At 46.9% G+C, this 16610-nt stretch carries 19 protein-coding genes; 5 read left to right on the plus strand and 14 right to left on the minus strand.

All coding sequences use genetic code 11. The features are described 5' to 3' along the window. Positions 1-14 precede the first annotated feature (14 nt). The 6 genes from AC0YOA_RS12700 to AC0YOA_RS12725 form a co-directional block, all read right to left on the minus strand. Positions 15-494 carry a nuclear transport factor 2 family protein gene (locus AC0YOA_RS12700; protein ID WP_475786873.1) on the minus strand — a complete coding sequence of 160 codons (480 nt, stop codon included), beginning with the start codon at positions 492-494 and terminating at the stop codon, positions 15-17. Between the two features lie 42 nt (positions 495-536). Further along, positions 537-1451, minus strand: coding sequence for a DMT family transporter (locus tag AC0YOA_RS12705; protein WP_475786874.1), 915 nt, complete (start codon positions 1449-1451; stop codon positions 537-539). Between the two features lie 205 nt (positions 1452-1656). Next, positions 1657-2961, minus strand: coding sequence for an alpha/beta hydrolase family protein (locus AC0YOA_RS12710; protein ID WP_475786875.1), 1305 nt, complete (start codon positions 2959-2961; stop codon positions 1657-1659). A gap of 573 nt (positions 2962-3534) precedes the next feature. Continuing rightward, positions 3535-3657 (minus strand): hypothetical protein, encoded by a 123-nt coding sequence (locus AC0YOA_RS12715; RefSeq protein WP_475786876.1) that lies wholly within the window; start codon positions 3655-3657, stop codon positions 3535-3537. Positions 3658-3698: 41 nt separating this feature from the next. Beyond that, positions 3699-4070 carry a hypothetical protein gene (locus tag AC0YOA_RS12720; RefSeq protein WP_475786877.1) on the minus strand — a complete coding sequence of 124 codons (372 nt, stop codon included), beginning with the start codon at positions 4068-4070 and terminating at the stop codon, positions 3699-3701. Positions 4071-4247: 177 nt separating this feature from the next. After that, on the minus strand, positions 4248-5447 hold the full coding sequence (locus AC0YOA_RS12725) for an FAD-dependent monooxygenase (protein ID WP_475786878.1): 1200 nt from the start codon (positions 5445-5447) through the stop codon (positions 4248-4250). 129 nt (positions 5448-5576) lie between these two features. Here AC0YOA_RS12725 and AC0YOA_RS12730 point away from each other — a divergent pair, with 129 nt between their 5' ends. After that, positions 5577-6371, plus strand: coding sequence for a TetR/AcrR family transcriptional regulator (locus tag AC0YOA_RS12730; RefSeq protein ID WP_475786879.1), 795 nt, complete (start codon positions 5577-5579; stop codon positions 6369-6371). Positions 6372-6606: 235 nt separating this feature from the next. Here AC0YOA_RS12730 and AC0YOA_RS12735 read toward each other — a convergent pair whose 3' ends face one another. The 3 genes from AC0YOA_RS12735 to AC0YOA_RS12745 all read right to left on the minus strand — a co-directional run bounded on the left by AC0YOA_RS12735 (position 6607) and on the right by AC0YOA_RS12745 (position 8280). Next, the gene (locus tag AC0YOA_RS12735) at positions 6607-6753 is read right to left on the minus strand and encodes a hypothetical protein (protein WP_475786880.1); all 147 of its coding nucleotides are present in this window, start codon (positions 6751-6753) and stop codon (positions 6607-6609) included. Positions 6754-7147: 394 nt separating this feature from the next. Then, a complete protein-coding gene (locus tag AC0YOA_RS12740) occupies positions 7148-7282 on the minus strand; it encodes a hypothetical protein (protein WP_475786881.1) in 135 nt (44 codons plus the stop codon). Between the two features lie 20 nt (positions 7283-7302). After that, positions 7303-8280, minus strand: a complete 978-nt coding sequence (locus AC0YOA_RS12745) for a quinone oxidoreductase family protein (protein WP_475786882.1) — start codon at positions 8278-8280, stop codon at positions 7303-7305. 329 nt (positions 8281-8609) lie between these two features. On the opposite strand from AC0YOA_RS12745, the gene AC0YOA_RS12750 reads away from it, so the two are divergent. Continuing rightward, positions 8610-8990, plus strand: coding sequence for a MerR family transcriptional regulator (locus tag AC0YOA_RS12750; RefSeq protein ID WP_475786883.1), 381 nt, complete (start codon positions 8610-8612; stop codon positions 8988-8990). 16 nt (positions 8991-9006) lie between these two features. On the opposite strand, the gene AC0YOA_RS12755 is transcribed toward AC0YOA_RS12750, so the two are convergent. The 3 genes from AC0YOA_RS12755 to AC0YOA_RS12765 all read right to left on the minus strand — a co-directional run bounded on the left by AC0YOA_RS12755 (position 9007) and on the right by AC0YOA_RS12765 (position 10535). Then, entirely contained in the window at positions 9007-9237 is a 231-nt protein-coding gene (locus AC0YOA_RS12755) for a hypothetical protein (protein WP_475786884.1), read from the minus strand. Between the two features lie 317 nt (positions 9238-9554). Then, on the minus strand, positions 9555-10031 hold the full coding sequence (locus AC0YOA_RS12760) for a GyrI-like domain-containing protein (RefSeq protein WP_475786885.1): 477 nt from the start codon (positions 10029-10031) through the stop codon (positions 9555-9557). A 24-nt stretch (positions 10032-10055) separates the two neighbouring features. Further along, positions 10056-10535, minus strand: a complete 480-nt coding sequence (locus AC0YOA_RS12765) for a hypothetical protein (protein ID WP_475786886.1) — start codon at positions 10533-10535, stop codon at positions 10056-10058. Between the two features lie 121 nt (positions 10536-10656). Here AC0YOA_RS12765 and AC0YOA_RS12770 point away from each other — a divergent pair, with 121 nt between their 5' ends. Beyond that, a complete protein-coding gene (locus tag AC0YOA_RS12770) occupies positions 10657-11625 on the plus strand; it encodes a helix-turn-helix transcriptional regulator (RefSeq protein ID WP_475786887.1) in 969 nt (322 codons plus the stop codon). 89 nt (positions 11626-11714) lie between these two features. On the opposite strand, the gene AC0YOA_RS12775 is transcribed toward AC0YOA_RS12770, so the two are convergent. Further along, entirely contained in the window at positions 11715-11933 is a 219-nt protein-coding gene (locus AC0YOA_RS12775) for a CDI toxin immunity protein (protein WP_475786888.1), read from the minus strand. 82 nt (positions 11934-12015) lie between these two features. Here AC0YOA_RS12775 and AC0YOA_RS12780 point away from each other — a divergent pair, with 82 nt between their 5' ends. Both AC0YOA_RS12780 and AC0YOA_RS12785 read left to right on the plus strand, forming a co-directional pair. Then, positions 12016-12249 (plus strand): hypothetical protein, encoded by a 234-nt coding sequence (locus tag AC0YOA_RS12780; protein WP_475786889.1) that lies wholly within the window; start codon positions 12016-12018, stop codon positions 12247-12249. Between the two features lie 71 nt (positions 12250-12320). Continuing rightward, positions 12321-12731 (plus strand): transposase, encoded by a 411-nt coding sequence (locus AC0YOA_RS12785; RefSeq protein WP_475786890.1) that lies wholly within the window; start codon positions 12321-12323, stop codon positions 12729-12731. A gap of 621 nt (positions 12732-13352) precedes the next feature. On the opposite strand, the gene AC0YOA_RS12790 is transcribed toward AC0YOA_RS12785, so the two are convergent. Continuing rightward, positions 13353-15893, minus strand: a complete 2541-nt coding sequence (locus AC0YOA_RS12790; RefSeq protein WP_475786891.1) for an InlB B-repeat-containing protein — start codon at positions 15891-15893, stop codon at positions 13353-13355. Positions 15894-16610: the final 717 nt, after the last annotated feature.

Genomic DNA, 16610 nt, shown 5'->3' on the forward strand with positions numbered 1-16610 from the left:
TCCACCGCCTTGTTTTATTTTTTTTGTTGGCTGGCCAAGGTCATAATATTCTGATTGCCGCTGGCCCATACTGCGGTCATGACTAATTCGGCGATCTTCCACTGATCGTTTTCTTTCACGAAGCGGAACAAATACTTTCCGCCCAATGTCCACTGACTTCCTCCGAAAGAGTTCGGAAAATCATGTTGCGCTTGGAAGTAGGCTCGGCATACGGCCCGATGCTCATTTTCGAAATCCACAATGTGGTTGGAAATCAAATGCTGTGTCGATTTTAAAGGCGTTAATGCTTGATTCCAGCTATCCATCAGCACTTTAGCCGGTATGGTTACGGGTTCGCCTCCCGCCAGGGACGTATAATCGACTTTCACTTCTTCCGTGAATAGCTGCTGCAACGCTTCCCACTCCCGGCTGTCCGCATAATATGCAAATTTGGATACCGTTTCGATAACAACCAGTTTGTTCATCCATTTGAAAAGATCTTGATTATTGTTCATGTTTATTCCTCCTAGGTATGTTCACTCGCTATTCCCAAAAAATTATAGAGCCCTCCTTACATGCCCCACGACATCTTCTCGCGTCCCCTCTCGATTCCATATTGCGGCAAAAACACCTAATAAGACCACGAAAGTACCGGCTACCTGTATCCATCCCATCGGTTTGCCCATGAGGGCAGACAAAACCAGCGTCACGACAGGAACCAGATTAAAAAATAAAGAGGTTCGGCTTGCCCCGACCTTCACTATACCTTGATTCCACCAAAGAAACGTGAGTACAGCACCGAAAGTCCCCATAAAGGCGATGGCAACCCATGCCGTGGTGAGAGAAGCCCGCGAAACGTCTGCCGAAAAGTGATTAGCGAAAGGCAGGAAACAAACCGTAGCCACCGCCATGGTCATGGCGGATGTTGCCAGTGGAGTGCTGCTTCGGAGCAGCTTTCTCCCGAGCACTCCATAAAGCGCCCAGGTGATGCTGGCTCCCATCGCGAGAATGTCGCCAAATGAAACGGAAGCAACCTGCAATAACGCCCCATTGGTGATCACAAAAAGCACGCCTATCATCGAGCACAACATCCCGATCATTTGCCTTATACGAATGCTTTCCTTGAGAAGGGGCACAGCCAGGATTGAGGTTAGTATTGGATTTGTAGCCATAATCAAAGCGGGATGAAGCGGCGGTGTATATTTAAGGGCCGTAAACTGCAAAGCATTGGTCACGAACACACCGACTACGCCTAATAAGATATAAACCCAAAGTGACGACCGGATCGAGCTCCACGATGGTTTTTCTTTTACTATAAAAAGCAGTAACATGAGCATGGTAGCGATAATGAATCTCCACGCGGTCACCGTCAAAGGAGGCATCGCCTGAATGGCCAACTCACCGGCATTGAAGCTGGCCCCCCAAAAAACAGCTACAGCAGCTAGCCGGATATACGTCCATCCGTTTTTCATTGATAACCCCTCCATTTATCATTGATGTTAGTTGATCTCAATTTCAGTATAGGGGATTTCAACCCAGATATCTTGGACGTTCCTCTCGCATTTTTGTACAAAAAAACACACCTATTCATGTTGTGATTAAGAATCTCAATATATATCTTATCTGTGCTGATAGTAATTACCTTTGTCGGTTGTCCACATTGGCCTGTTAGATTGATTAACGGATAAATTCAATTCCCGGGTGCTCCGGTGAAGGACCTTGGAGTAAATCGCCGGACATGTATCGCAAGTGTCGGTCGAAGAAAGCTATGACATAATCGCGTTGGACTGCAATTGCCTGCCCCGGATCGATGGTACCGATCGACTCTTGGATCACCGTATCGGGTAAGCCCAGCTTTTCTTTCAATTGTGGCAAAATCGCCGGGTAATCAGTAAACGTAAAATGCATGCCTTGAGGCGCGTTCAGATCAAGCTTCCAGCCGGCTGAATGCTCCCACAACGACTTCCAGTCCGGCCTCGTCAAGTGGGAATCGGGTCCTTCCTCCTTGTAATACCCTGAGCCCAACAACATGAAGGGCCGATCCAGACCTTCCGTCGCGACCGGAAGCAGAGAATCCGGCAAATAGCCTAACGTGCCGTCCATGAGTATGCCGGCATCGATGCGACTGTCATCGTGCATCGTTTGCAAGGCAGCGGCACCTCCGGCCGAATGACCGAATATGCCGATATGCGCAAGATCCATCGCTTCGCCAAGCCCATAAGGTAGCCGGCGCTGATCGGCGTCGGGATTTCCACCGGTAGAGAGTACAGCAAGCTGGTCAAGGACGAATCGAATGTCCAGCTCGCGTACGGCAAGCGATCGCATCACTGATTCCTTGCTCAGCTTTGGCAATGCCTGGATTTCGACCCTCCCGTCGGGAAATTCAACTTCGGACGCGTCGTACGTATGATCAATAGTAACTACGACATAACCATGGCTGGCCAATTCCTCGGCCGCAATCGTGCCGGCCGTCCTCTGTACGCCGCTTCCTGGCGAGTACAGTACGACGGGATAGCCGCCACGGGCATTCGCGACCGGGGCAGCTATCCGACCGTGCGTCGTAATTCGCGACCAATTGATTGTCCCCGGCTTTATGCCGACGGAGGCAAGAGTCGTCTGCTCGTAGTGGGCCGCCGCTCCGGGCTGCATGTATGGGGCGAGCCGTCCGGGCTTCTCCTTGGCTGGATACCAGATGCTGATCATGAGTTCGCGCTTTTTGTCTTCCACCCACGGATCAGGCCGGCCCCGGTCAATCAGATGCAGCTCCGTCGTGCCGATCGAGTAAGGCCCGGTTGGCGCAGGCAAGCTGAACGTGACCGATGCGTTCGTGTCTTGAATCGGGACGGAGACTGACGATTCAGCATGCAAGGTCGGAACGGCTTCGGTCATTCCGCCAACCAGGAGGGCGCCTATGCTTAGATGGAGCAGAAGCTTCCGGCCCATCGCCGCACTGTTTAGAATGATTTTCCATTTGGTTTTCATGCTTTTGGAACCTCCATTCGCCTATTGAGGATAACTCAATGTCCTCTTTTCTCTTCTACACGAGGCTATACTAGTTCTGACTTACAATGCGGTTCCCCAAACTTACGTTTTTGTAACGATGATGGTCGCGGGACAGGTTCCCGCATCGATGTTCATTCCATAACTAAAATGAACAGAGAACTTCTGTAGCTACCGGCACTCATTGAGAAGTCTTCTCAGCTACGGAAATTGATATAGGTTCTTTGTAGTCCGGCGCTTGTATTGAAAAAGTCGCCCTCCTGACTAGGGACTTTTTTAGTTCTCCTTATAACAGTCTAGTAGATGCTTTTCCGGGTTGGAATGGAAAATAGGGAGGACCATAATGGTCCCCCCTTATTGAGCTATCGTTCCCCGTCAGCTTAACAGGCCACCAATTGTGTAGGCAGCCTGGCTCATTGCGCTATCGTACCCGTTAGTTGGGTTGATCACCTCGCTCTTTAATGACAGTGTCAGCAAAAAACACAGAACCTAATATAGTAAGGAATAACCCGATAAAAAAAGTCCAATTTGTAATACCCCAAATATATGGTGGAGTTAAGCCTTCACTCCTTCCATTGTATAACTTGAGAAAGCAACAAAGATTAACACTTTTTCTAATCCGCTTAATCCCATTAAACCTATACCCGAAACCAAAATTGCGACACCTAAGCTTTTCATTAACCCTGCCTCCTTGCAAATGGTTGAACACTATTTCTCTTCTAACAATTGTCACACTCAAAATCAGTACAAGAATTTAATAATTTTATCCCGCAAATCCTACAATTCCTTTCACCCGAATACCAATAACCTGTTTTATGGAACAAAGCAACGCTTTTATCCCAATGAATGTTATTTTCATGTGTCGGCGGATATGTATCACCTTCTTCATCGACTGGAGGTGATGGTTCATTCCCTGATAAGAAACCCTTAATCCAATACTTAGTAGCTAGAGACATATCGCCTATTTCCTCAAGTGAAACATTAAAGAACACATCTTTTTGTAGGCAATACGCTGATATTCTCCCATGAAAAGTATGAGGATTTCCAACTATGTAATGTTTGCCTTTGCAATGTTCTTCAACAGCCGCCAATTTCTGTCACTAAGTCTTCTCTATAATCGTCATCAATTGCAGCCGCAACCCGCCGACGCCCGAGAACATGAACGCTTATTCCGCAGATTTGTTTTGATGGTTTGCGCGTTCATTGATTCTTCAACCTTTCCTCTTCAATCCGAATTCATCTTTAAGAAAAATCCAATTACCGTCGATTTACCTGTAATCCTTAAGTTCGATCCCGTTGGACGCTTTCTCAATCGTTTTAGTAATCATTTTAAACATGGCAGTCATCACAAAGGGTACGCGAAGCATTAAGTCTTGCATCATAATCTTAAAACTCGAGCTTGCGACCATGCCTTCTGCTGCAGTGCGGCCGATTTTTTGGTTCTTCTCTACAAACACTCGCATCACTTGTTCATAAGAGGAAAATGCTTTTAGGAAATCGCCATTCGCGGATATTAGCTCACCAGCCAATACATATGCTCCGACAAGTGCAAGGCTAGTGCCTTGCCCAGATAGCGGAGACGGCCCGTAAGCGGCATCGCCTAAAAGCGCGACACAGCCCCTGGACCATGTCGGCATTTGAATTTGGCAGATTTCATCAAAATAAAAATCTTCGGCCTCCATCATTGCATGAACCAGCCGCTGGGTTTCCCAGCCATCGTCACTTCCATATGTCTCGGCTACAAGCCGTTTTTGCGTTTCTGAATCGTGCCGGTCGTAGTGCAGCGGCGCCGATTTGAAGATGAACATTCCCTTCGCTTCGGTATTTTTTCTTGCGCCATACATCCCCGCCGTTTTGCCCGGTGTCGCATAAAACTGCTGGATGCTGTTCAAATTAAGGTAATTGGCCATGGTAAAAATTGAAATATAACATCCCAGCGTTCGCTTAAATTGCGATTCATCACCGAAAGTCAACTTGCGCACATTGGAGTGAAGACCATCCGCCCCGATTACGGCATCAAATGTTTGTGGCTGGCCATGGGCAAATTGGACCCGGGTCCCCTCCTTCGTCTCTTCAATTGCAGTGATCGAATCTCCCCACATGTAACGGATGGTATCTTTGGTCAAATTGTACAAAATATCCGTTAGATCGTCACGCATGATCTCGATGTCCTGTCCTTGTTCGTTTCCCAGACTCGCTTCGCTTATACGCCCTTTAATCTTACCGGTACGGTCTACAAAATAAACACCGGTCATGTGTGTGTCAGCTGCACGTACTTGATCAAGAATGCCCATCCGTTCAATAACCGTTAGAGCCGCGCCGCGAATGTCCACCCCAAATCCGCCGCGCCGCAATTCTTGAGCACGTTCCACAATTGTCACCTCGAAGCCGTAGCGGTGCATCCAATAAGCGAGTGCCGGTCCGGCAATGCTCGCTCCCGAGATCAGAATTCGTTTTACTGTCGTCATCTATAAATCCGCTCCATCCATCTGAATTATACTGTGTATTGCATAAACAGTATATGACGTATACAATAAAGATGCAACAAATTTTTTTCGGTGATTTAGCTGAATTCAGTCTAGGGAGGGCCATTTTATATGGATAAAGATATTGAAGGCGCTTTGCCTCACGCTGTGGCGCTTAGTTGGGGGTTAGTCAAACACGCGCAGCGGGGACCTAAGCGCGAGATGAGTCTGGGCCAAATTGTAGATGCCGCCATATCAATAGCCGATAAAGAAGGACTATCCGCCGTTTCCATGAGCAAGATAGCCACATCACTTGGCTTCACAACGATGGCTCTCTACCGGTACGTTCCAAGCAAAGAGGATCTCATCCTGCTTATGCAGGACGCTGCAGTCGATATCTCGATCCCAGAAGAGGATTCTGCTTATTGGCGTGATAATATGCGGCTTTTTGTTCAAAGCATTATGCGAATCTATCAAGATCATCAATGGTTTTGCGATATCCCAGCCTCCGGTATCCCGATTACGCCGAACCATCTACACATTGTCGATTGGGCATTGCGAATTATGAAAGACCTTCCATTAGATCATCGGGAGAAGATTTCTATTGTTGTCCTCTTAACCGGTTATGTGCGAGTACACAGCCTATATGGGAGGGATATGGAGCGCGCTGCCCAAACCGGTGATCAATCGGAGGATGTCCCCGAATTTAATTACAGTACGACGCTAGAACATCTTGTTACCTCAGAAAGATTTCCCTATCTTCGGCCGGTCGTACTTGCAGGTGCTTATTCAGCTGAAGATTATGATGGCGATGATTACCCTAATGGGTTTGAGTTTGAATTCGGTCTTGCAAGGATTCTGGATGGAATTGAGTGGTATATATCTTCCAGGGGGGAGTACACGGAACGAAGTGAATCTTCCTTTTAAAATAACAGAAGCCTCGGTTTTTAAGGAAGCTGTCTCAGACTGTCGTTGTACTATTGAATTAGCGTACGTGACCGTTATACCGTTAGTTAAACGTTGAAGCTTCGTATACCTTGGTCTCAACCAGTAAAGCTGTAGGCAGGTCTGCCCGATAGCGCAACGCGGCGCCGCAATGCAAAAAATAGCGATGGATCGATTCCATCGCTTTGCACTTGTACCAAGTTAACCGGGATCGGAATTACTCCTCCTTCTCCTGTTTCTGGACTAGTTCATCTTGGTCGCTGCCCCAGATGTAGTCGATTCCTGATTCATTCATCACCTGAGCGTTTTTCTTCTTACCTTGGTTAACATTTTGTTTTGGATCCGTTATTTCGTTATTGTTCATCTGAAATCATCCCTTTCTCCAAATGATGGAACCCCAAGGTGTATCCTTTCCAATATCGGCAAACTTATGTAACAGCAAATTTAAAAGAAGGTGTTACGATGGCAGCACGGTGCACCGTGATACAAAATAAGCGAGTCCACAACGTAAGGCATTGGTCGGCCGTGCGGTTAATGAAGAGTTCAGGGAAGGTTGAACTTGTTCAACGAAAAAGGATGCAAAAAAACAGCGGCGAGTTCGTTCTGCCAATGGCACAAGCGATCCTGCCCGATCGTATTAGCGTAATCTGCCCATTAGTTGAGCCCAAAAAGGAAGCAGCTGGCGTCGGCAAGCTGCTCCAACATGTGTTGCTATCGTTTCCGTTAACTGAGTAATGGCCGCTGCGCGATCCAGCGGCCTAATCGAGTATCGAATTTCTGATCGACGCTGCTACTTGCTCCGTCAGTTGAAAGCTACCTGCCCAAGCCAAAAGGTCGGGCATCAGCTCATCTTCTTCTGTATCATCCCATCCCTTTCTTAATTCATCTCTCATGGATTTGTGCTCCGCCCTGACTAAGGGAGTAAAATGACTTTGCCTGACGTTTGGCGCGCTTCCATCAGACGATGCGCCTCGGCTGCCTCCCCAAGCTGGAAGCGGTGATTAACCTGTGGTTTGACTTGTCCGGCAAGCACGTACTGGAGGAGCGCTTGCCAATCCGGAAGGAACAAGTCGGGCCGCGTACCCATAAACCCAGAGTAATACCCCGTCACTGTATGGCAACGTGACGTAAGTTTTTCTGCGTCAATGACCCCGCGTTGCCCACTGACTGCTCCGAACATGACAATGCGTCCAAGCGGTGCCAAAAAGGTGAAATTATCCGAAAAGGCATTTCCCCCCTGCATATCCAAGATCAAATCTACACCTTTTCCTTCCGTAGCTTCAATAATATGATTCTTCCAATCCGTATGGCTGTAATTGATTCCCACATCTGCTCCAAGCGAAAGTGCAAAATCGAGCTTCGTTTGGGAACTGGCCCCCGCAATAATCTGCCCTGCTCCAAGTACTTTGGCCAATTGTACTGCTATATTTCCTACGCCTCCCGCAGCAGCCTGAATGAAGATGCGTTCCGTAGGCTTCAATCGCCCTAAGGTGGCAACGATCTGAAAGGCGGTAATCCCCTGAATGGGAAGCGCTACCGCTGCGATCGCATTGATTCCATCGGGTACCGGAAGGAGCAATGCTGCAGGTACCGTCACATACTCAGCGTAGCCGCCTCCTTGCGGTACCAACGCAATGACCCGGGTCCCGACAGGGACAGAAGTAGCGTCTTCGCCTCTTTCAACTACTTTTCCTACGATTTCTACTCCCGGTGTAAACGGTAAAGCTGTCTGTTCTCTAGTGGAATTACGACGCCTTGAGATATCCGTGTAGTTGACGCCTATCACTTCAGTTTGGATCAGCATCTCTCCTTTATTAGGTTTAGGGATATCCGTTTCTTCTAATTTCAAAACGTCAGGCTCGCCGTATTCATACATTCTTATGATTTTCATGTAATTTATCCTTTCATAGTCGTTTTTTTACTTTGCGCCCATAAAGCGTCAGAGTGCCTCGCGAACGGCTTCGTTGTGTCCCGTTTCCAGTTCGATAAGCGCAGCCTCAGCGGATAAAACAACAAATAAGCGGGTGCCGGTAGAAGGATCAGACCATCCCATCGCCAATCTTGAAACTTCCTTCTACTGTAGGATCAACAACAATTGCACGAATCGTACGCATGAACCATCTCCTTCTTTTGAACATTTTGACATAATGCAGTTCGACGTTTAGAGTATAAACTATAAAGTATACTTGAAGGTCAATACCTTTTTTTGAGGAGACCCCCATGAAAATTCATACGTTGGCGCAAAAGACAGGTTTAACGGCTCCTACCATTCGATTTTATGAGAAGGAGGGGCTACTGGATGAACGTCATGTGCAACGAGGAGAAAATAACTATCGCGACTATTGCGAGGAAGCAGTTGATCATCTTCGGATGATCAAAAAGATTCAGACCGTAGGGTTTTCGATAGCAGAACTGAAAGAATTGATTCAGGCAGATGAAGCCAATGAGCTTCCCCTGTCAAGGGTCATTGAGCTTCTTCGTCAAAAGATGCAGGAGATCGAAAGGAAAAAAGACGAGTTGGAGCAAGTTCAAACGCATCTCAAACGGATGTTAGCAAACAAGATGGCGTTGATGTATGCTGAAGAAAAAGGGAATATGTAATAGACCTGAACAGTGCTTAAGAGGCCAGAAAATCGGCATCGTTACTGGATTTTTCCTGCTTGGAACGAACAATTCGGGTTATAGGCAAATTGGAGTGCTGGGCAAGGCTTGCTTCAGTACTATCAAATTCACCAACTGATGCTTCGATTTCTGCCCAATTCAAATCCATTCCAGATTTATACCCTTCAAATGAAAAACCAGTTGGTAATTCATTATGAGTTATAAGGGGTCCTGCAGCTCTTTTCATAAAGACATTATAATAAGGAATCGATTTATCTAATTATACATGTAAAAGCAAAATAGATTTCCGACGGCATCTCAATGAAATATCTTAACCCGTAAAGTGGACCAGCGAAGATAAAGATAAATATAATGCTTATAATCCCAAAATCGACTAAGTAAGCTATTAGTAATAAGGTTTCGGACCCCTAAAACCAAGAGGAAGCTTTAATCCCAATGTTCTTATTGTCCATATATGAAGCGCCACGCACCTTAATACGATAAACGAAAAAGCCCGCAGAAACCGCGGACTTCTTTCGGACAAGATTGAGGCATTTATTCTTATTATTTTTTAACCACAGGCACCCAAAATTCGCCGTAGAATGTGCCGTCTCCGTTATCTTTTCGATAAGTCGCATTTGGACCGCCGATGTAAGCATAGTCAGTGATTTGGGACAAGACTTCACCAAAAGCACGGTAAGTCAGCTGATCGAACAAAGTTTCCTTGTCGCCATTTCCTGCGACCACGATGTACTCGCTCTCTGGAAACTCGATGATGCGCGTTGCGTCTGCCACTGATTTGCCAGCTACTACCGCAAAATAATTCCACGGTTTGCCTTGATAAACCTCGTTAACTGACCATTCGCGATCGTCCTTTGCGGATTTTTTGAGCCTATCAAAACGCCCGTCAGCTTTGAGTCTGCCCCAAAACTCAGCTTTTTCCTTTTGCAAAGTCGGCATGTCTTGGAAATTCGATTGGATTGAAAAACCATAAGCGGTCAATGTGAATGATTTTTTGTGTTCCAGTGTGTAATTTGCCATGTGAGTTCTCCTTATATTCAGGAATTAGCCTTCGACTTTTTTTACACGAAGCCACATTTCGCCGTAGAATTCACCGTTTTCAGCTGCTTTCACAAATGTTGAGTTACCAGGACCAACGTATTTGTAGTCTGTGATTCCTTGCAACATGCCGCCGAAAACTTTGCCAGTGATTTCGTCAGCAAGGCGGTCTTTGTCAGCGCTTGTTCCAGGCACGACGAGGTAGTCGCCAGCGAGGAAATCGAGGACGTCCGCACCTTCCGCGTCGAACTCGCCTATCACGCCGAAGCCGCGCCAAGCCTTGCCGGCGATGACGTAATTAATTTGATATTCTTGCCCGTCTGCGAGCGCGAGAAGTTCAGCAAGCTTGTTGTTTTCAGTGATTTCAGCTTTTTTCGCTGCAGTTTTTGCTGCATTACCTGCCCAGTCGTTGTAGTCTTCAAGTGAAACACCGAAAGCAGTCATTTTGTAGTTTTCCGAGATTGTTTTGATTGAGTAGTTAGACATTTTGTTCTCTCCTTTGTGATTTGTTTTTACAAGATTGATTCTATTTCCCGAATGTATCAAAAAATGATACTTTTTATTTTCATCTTCGTGCTTTCTGCTCCTTTTTTGATACAATAAAATCATGAAAAAAACAGAACGAGTGAACCTGATCATGCGCTACATCAATAACCGCGCACATTTTACGATTGCCGAGATTCAGCGGGAGTTCAAGATTTCCCGCGCAACGGCGATTCGCGACATTAACGAGATTCAGGCGATGGGTTTTCCGCTGACGACCGAGCTTGGGCGCGGTGGCGGATACAATGTCCTGCAAAATCAGTATCTGCCCTCCGTCCGCTTCACGTCAGAAGAGCTAAAAGCGATTTTTATCAGCTTTATCGCCTCAAAAAATTCGCAGCTGCCTTATCTGCAAAATCGCCGCTCAATCACTGAAAAACTCATAGGCATCGCGTCGCAAACCCAGCAAGACGAGCTAATCGAGTTGAATAATATCTTGCTTTTTGAAAATACAAATCCTTCCAATCCGAATCTATTAGAGCTCGATGATGCGGCACCTGAGGAGCTGAACCAGCTGATTTCGCTTGCCGTGCGGGATAAACACTTGCGCTTGACTTATGAGCTGAGTCCTGGCTGGCCGCAATTGATGGACGTTTTTTTGCTGCATATATTTAACACGAACGCTCAGTGGCTGGCCGAGGTTTATGATCTTGATACGAATGAGTTTCGTTATTTGCCTGTTGTGATGTTGCGGGATTCGGCAATTTCTGAACGGGAGTTGAAGTGGTCAGAGCAAGAGATTTTAAGCAAAAAACTGCTTTTTGCACGCGAGTCCAATCTTGTTGTGAAGCTTGATACGACTGGGATTCAGCGTTTTAAGCGCATGCACCCCCCGGGAATTATTTTGTCATTCACCGGGATGTTTCAGTCGAGCGGGATTTTCAATATTCAACTGGATGTGACCGATGTTGATTCGCTGGCGTATTATGCGGATTGGCTTTTGTTTTTGGGGAAAGGTGTCGAGTTCGAACGGATTCCCGATGAGCTGCGCGTGATTTTGGAAGAGCGTTTAGGGGTGCCACCAACATTTTAACGAGAATATACGGTGAGCCCGCCTTTAATAAACAAAAGAAGCAGCTGCCGCGGCGAACTGCTCCTTGATTCGTTAAACGATCGTACCTGTTAGTTGAATGAAACTGTCTGATTTTCGAATCCGATCGTTACTTCCCCTTCGTGATGAAACTCAATAACAAATTTAGCAGGAGAAAAAATAAAAGTGTCTGAACTAACAGCCAATACATCTTCAATTACATTTATCGCTTTATGAAATTGAGTTTGCAATACAGGGTAATTACCATAACTCCAAAGAATAAATACATTATCCTCAACTTCCCCATACATTTGGTAAGATGAGGAACAATTTCATTTACATTCTCTAACACAATCTTAGAGTTGACGCTCCCCCAATCTAGCCTGGACCACGGTGAGTATCATCGAAGAACGCGCCAGACAGCATAATCGGATCCAAAAGGTTTTAGAAGGAGCCACTATCAAACTTGGCTCTGTTGTTTCAGACATTATGGGGGTTTCGTCTAAAAATATGCTTTATGCCATTGCCGAAGGTGAAGATAACCCTGAAGAACTTTCAAACGAAAAAAGGATCAACTTGAACTTGCTCTTCGAGGGTACATCAGCCCCCATCAACGTCTCATGTTAAAAACCATTCTAACTCACATCGATTTTCTATATGAACAAATTAATTTACTCGATCAAGAAGTCGCACGACGAATGAGTTCCTATCAAAAAGATATCGAATTCCTTGATTCGATCCCTGGTATATCTACACGCATGGCCGAACAAATCTTAGCGGAAATCGGCACAGCTATTAAAAATCAGTCTCCAAGCTCGGCACATATGTGCTCCTGGGCAGGACTTGTTCCTGGACATAACGAAAGTGCAGGCAAAAGGAAATCGTCTAAAATCAAAAAAGGCAATAAATATTTGAGATCAGGATTAACAGAAGCAGCTCATTCGGTAAGAGGGTCTAAGAACTATCTCGGTGCATTATATAGACGTACAGCCGCACGAAAAGGAAAGAAACGAGCAGGGATCGTAGTCGCTCACGCCATCTTGCGAATCGCATACTACCTTCTAACCCGTAAAGAAATGTATGTAGACTTAGGCGAGGACTACTTTTGATAAACAAAGAGAACACTCCATTGTCCGACATGCTCTCCGCAGACTTGAAGGACTAGGTTACTCCGTAACAATAACACAGCCAGAAGCCTCTTGATCCAGTCCAAATCAACTCCGATAATCGTTAACCAGGCGCTCTCCCCTTTTTTAAAGCGAATGCGCTGCGTCTTTTTTAGTGCTGTCATTTACAGGATTCCAGCGACTTTAATTTTCATAGTAGTTCAATTACTTTATACCGTTCTCTTCGCACCATTCTTGGAGAAACTTTAAATTATGAGTAAAGTGATGATCGTAATGATTAGATCCCCAGATATGTGATTTTTCCGCATGAAGTCCCATTAACCATATTTCTCTGACTGCTACAAAAGTAGAAATCAATTCAAGATCGGTCTCTGATAAAGACTTCAATTTGAGATACGATTCCAAAAAGATGCTCCAAAGTTCGTTTTTAAAATGCTCTTTTGTACGACCTCGCACTCTTAATTTTCTAGAAAAGAGCCTATTACAAAAACAGTATGCGGGCAGCCGAAGCGCAAACCATGTTCGCGACGTGGCCGCCCGCGGAAGTCATATATTGCAATCACCTGTAACGATTTCGTTAATTGATTAACACATAAGAAATCGTTAGTTCACGATGCGGATATCGTGAATCTGCGTGTTGCCCTTCGTGTCGACATAGACCCTATACCCGCCGACTTGATACGTCCCCGCGGCGTTGTTGTTGATCTTCAGCGTCACAGTGATATAATTTTTCGTCCCGTCGGAATAGCTCTCTGTCACCGTGATCGCCAGATCGTTCATATTACCGGTGAGTTTCGTCACATATGCGGAAGGCGTCGCGCTGACGAGCGTGATTTCCACCCACGCGGCGAACAATGTTAAGTCAGAGGTTACAGGGTCGTCGAAGTTGTATGCGTCGCCAGCCGCGCTGCCTATACGCCAGCCGTCAAAAGTATAGCCTTCACGGGTTGGGTCCGGGGTTGGCTTGGCGACGGTTTGGCCAAGTGTTACAGTGGCGTTTGGAACTTCGCTGCCCTCGCCGATGTCAAAGGTGACCGTACATATATCCGCCGGATCTCTGCTATCCTTAAATACTTCCACAGTACGCATTGTGTTTCCGGTTATGTTGAAGGTCCCGAAGTTGTTTACGCCGACGGTGACAATGCCCCCTCTTGCCACACTTGAGAGGTGTACGGTGTAAGTCGCGCCGGAGCCGGTCAATGTAGCCCCCTTGACTGCCGATCCGGTGATGCCGCCCGTATTGAGCGGCGACGACCCCCAAAAATCCGTGGAGCCGCCGGTGACGGTTATATCATCGGCAGTCAGGCCTGTTACCGCCTTGTTGAATGTAATCTGTATGCCTGTGCTGTCGGCTGTACCGTCTGCGCCGCCCACTTGGGCCGCTTCGACTATGGCGACATCGGTCAGCACCATGCTTTCCGGTATCCAGGAGGCGTAAATCATTAAATTGGAAAGCACGGGTTTTCTAAAATCATAAAGGATCCCACGATCCGCGCTGCCTACCCGCCAGCCGTTAAAGATATAGCCCGCGCGGGCTGGGGTCGCGGGTTCCGTTGCAGTTTGGCCAACATCAACCTTGGTGGGGGTTTTCGCACCTTCGTCGTCAAAGGTAACAGTATATTGGCTCGGTATTACGTTTGTGCCGCTGGTATCGGCTACCAAAGTCACGGCGGAACGTTCCGGGATAGTGATGTCGCCTGATACTTTTCCTTTGGATGTGAAATTGTCAGTCGCGTTAGTTACATACATATCGTATTCCAACGCACTTACGCCTTCGATGTTTAGCACCTGGTTGTTTAGGCTTGAGTTTACCAAGGTTATAACCAGGGTTTGGTCTTCGTGATGGGTAAAGGCTGTAACAAGCAGGTCGCTTTCCGGCACACCTGTCACTTGGCTGTCAATCCTGACGGCACCAGGCCTGATATATTTGTAGAAGTGCTTTGAAGCGGCATACTTTTTGCTGTTTCGGCCTAAACTCTGACTCGTCAGCTCATATTGGTTTGGATTGGTACTCGACACATAGCCCTGCCAGAATGTCCATGCGGAAACATCGCCGTATAGCAAGGCGGATTGTATAGCCATGGCTAAGGTAAGCGTGCTGTTCCCGTTGCTCTCCCGATTAAGCCAGTTATTGCCGTAGCCGGATGTTTCGGTCATCCATCTGGGGTTGCCGGAAGGCGCGGTTGTAGCTTTTTCAGCCTCCCAAAACCCTTTATGCATACTGATATCGGTGGCCTGGGTGCCATCTGAGTAGCCGTGCACAGCGAAAGCGTCAAGGTTCTCTCTTGCTGCGGCGTCGGCCATAATCACCGGATGGTATGGGTTCCAACCCCGGTTCTCATGCTCCAGCATATGCTCCGCTCCGTATATAATTATGTCGGGATACGCCTCTTTGATAACAGGCACGGCGGCTTTTAACATGGCCACGTACTGGGTGGGGATGATATAGGCGGAATTCCAGGTCTGAGGGAAGAAAGGCTCGTTTTGCAGGCTTATGCCGTATACGTCCACTCCTTCGGCCTTGTACATATCAAGGACTTCCACCCACCAGCGGCCATAATCCTCAAAATGCTCGGGTAGAAGGTATCCCGTATGCCCGCCGATAGCTATCAAAGTCTCCTGACTGCCGTCTCCGCCGGATATGCTCTTTGAATGCTGGTTGCTTTTCCATTGCGGCGGCGGCGTCCAGGCGGTAAGGATAATCTTCAGGGGGATATCCAATTCCTTAGCCCTGTCGTTCAGGGCTTTTACCATAGGCTTTTGCCTTGCCCAGTCAGTATCCTGAGTGCCATACGTGGGGCTGTCGTAGGTAGTATGCCCCGTGTCCGGAGGTATAAAGGGATATACCTCGTTGCGCCACATAGTAAGGCCAAGGTCAAGCAAAATCTCGTCAATCCAAGCTTCTGAATAGTATAGATTCGGGTTGATGACGCTATTACTCCAGTTTCTCATAGCGCCGAAGAAGCCGAATCCCTCCATGACTTGGTACGTGACGCCGGGGTCGAGGGTGAGAGTAACGGCGTTTCCTACCCCCTCGCTAGACACGGGAGCCTCCGTGACAGGCGCCGCTGACAAACTTACAGACGTCCCCATCAACATGCAAATGGACAGCATAATGGCGATCCATTTCTTATGTGCTTTCATACATACCCTCCTAGTATAATGTATTTGTAACAAAGCTACATGATTTATCTCAAATCGGAGTACTGCTTTAGCAATTCCTGAGAGCCGCCTTCACCGAATACGCGCAGATAAACCCATGCCTCGCGATCGCCGTAGCTTGGAAGGATCCTGCGACTTCAAAATTTCGACGACTGCTTCGTGTCTTTCAATATTGGAGATTTGCGCCAGTTCCAGCCGTCTCCCAAGTGGCGTCGTACGGAATCGGAAACGCTTTCCAGTCTGCATTCGGAAGGTTTTTCACGCTGGACGGCGAGAATAAAGGCTAATACGATAAAATTATGGCATTTCAGAAAGAACTCGATTCCCTCCTGACTGTGGAATTTGCCGGCATCAGCCGTTTCGCTGAACTAATTTTTTACCGATTGATTGGCCAGAAGTATCACTGCTTCTGAGTGTTTGGCGCCCTTCTTTACGACGGTGAACTTGTTGTCAATATTAATTTGGGTGCGTAATTTTATCTAATCCTATTTTTGCCATAATATGTTTATATTGTCTACTAGAATTTTGAATATATCATCTATTTCATTATTTCTCCATATTTTCTCGTGCGGCGAGAAACAATTTGCATTCGCCATCTCCCCACAAAAGCATACCGGTGGTTTTTCCTGGTTAGGTTGTTAGAAAGTGAGCGGTACGATGATGTAATCGACAGGAGGCTACGCACCCAGATATGTCTCG

The sequence above is a fragment of the Paenibacillus sp. JT22N12 genome (assembly GCF_056269365.1).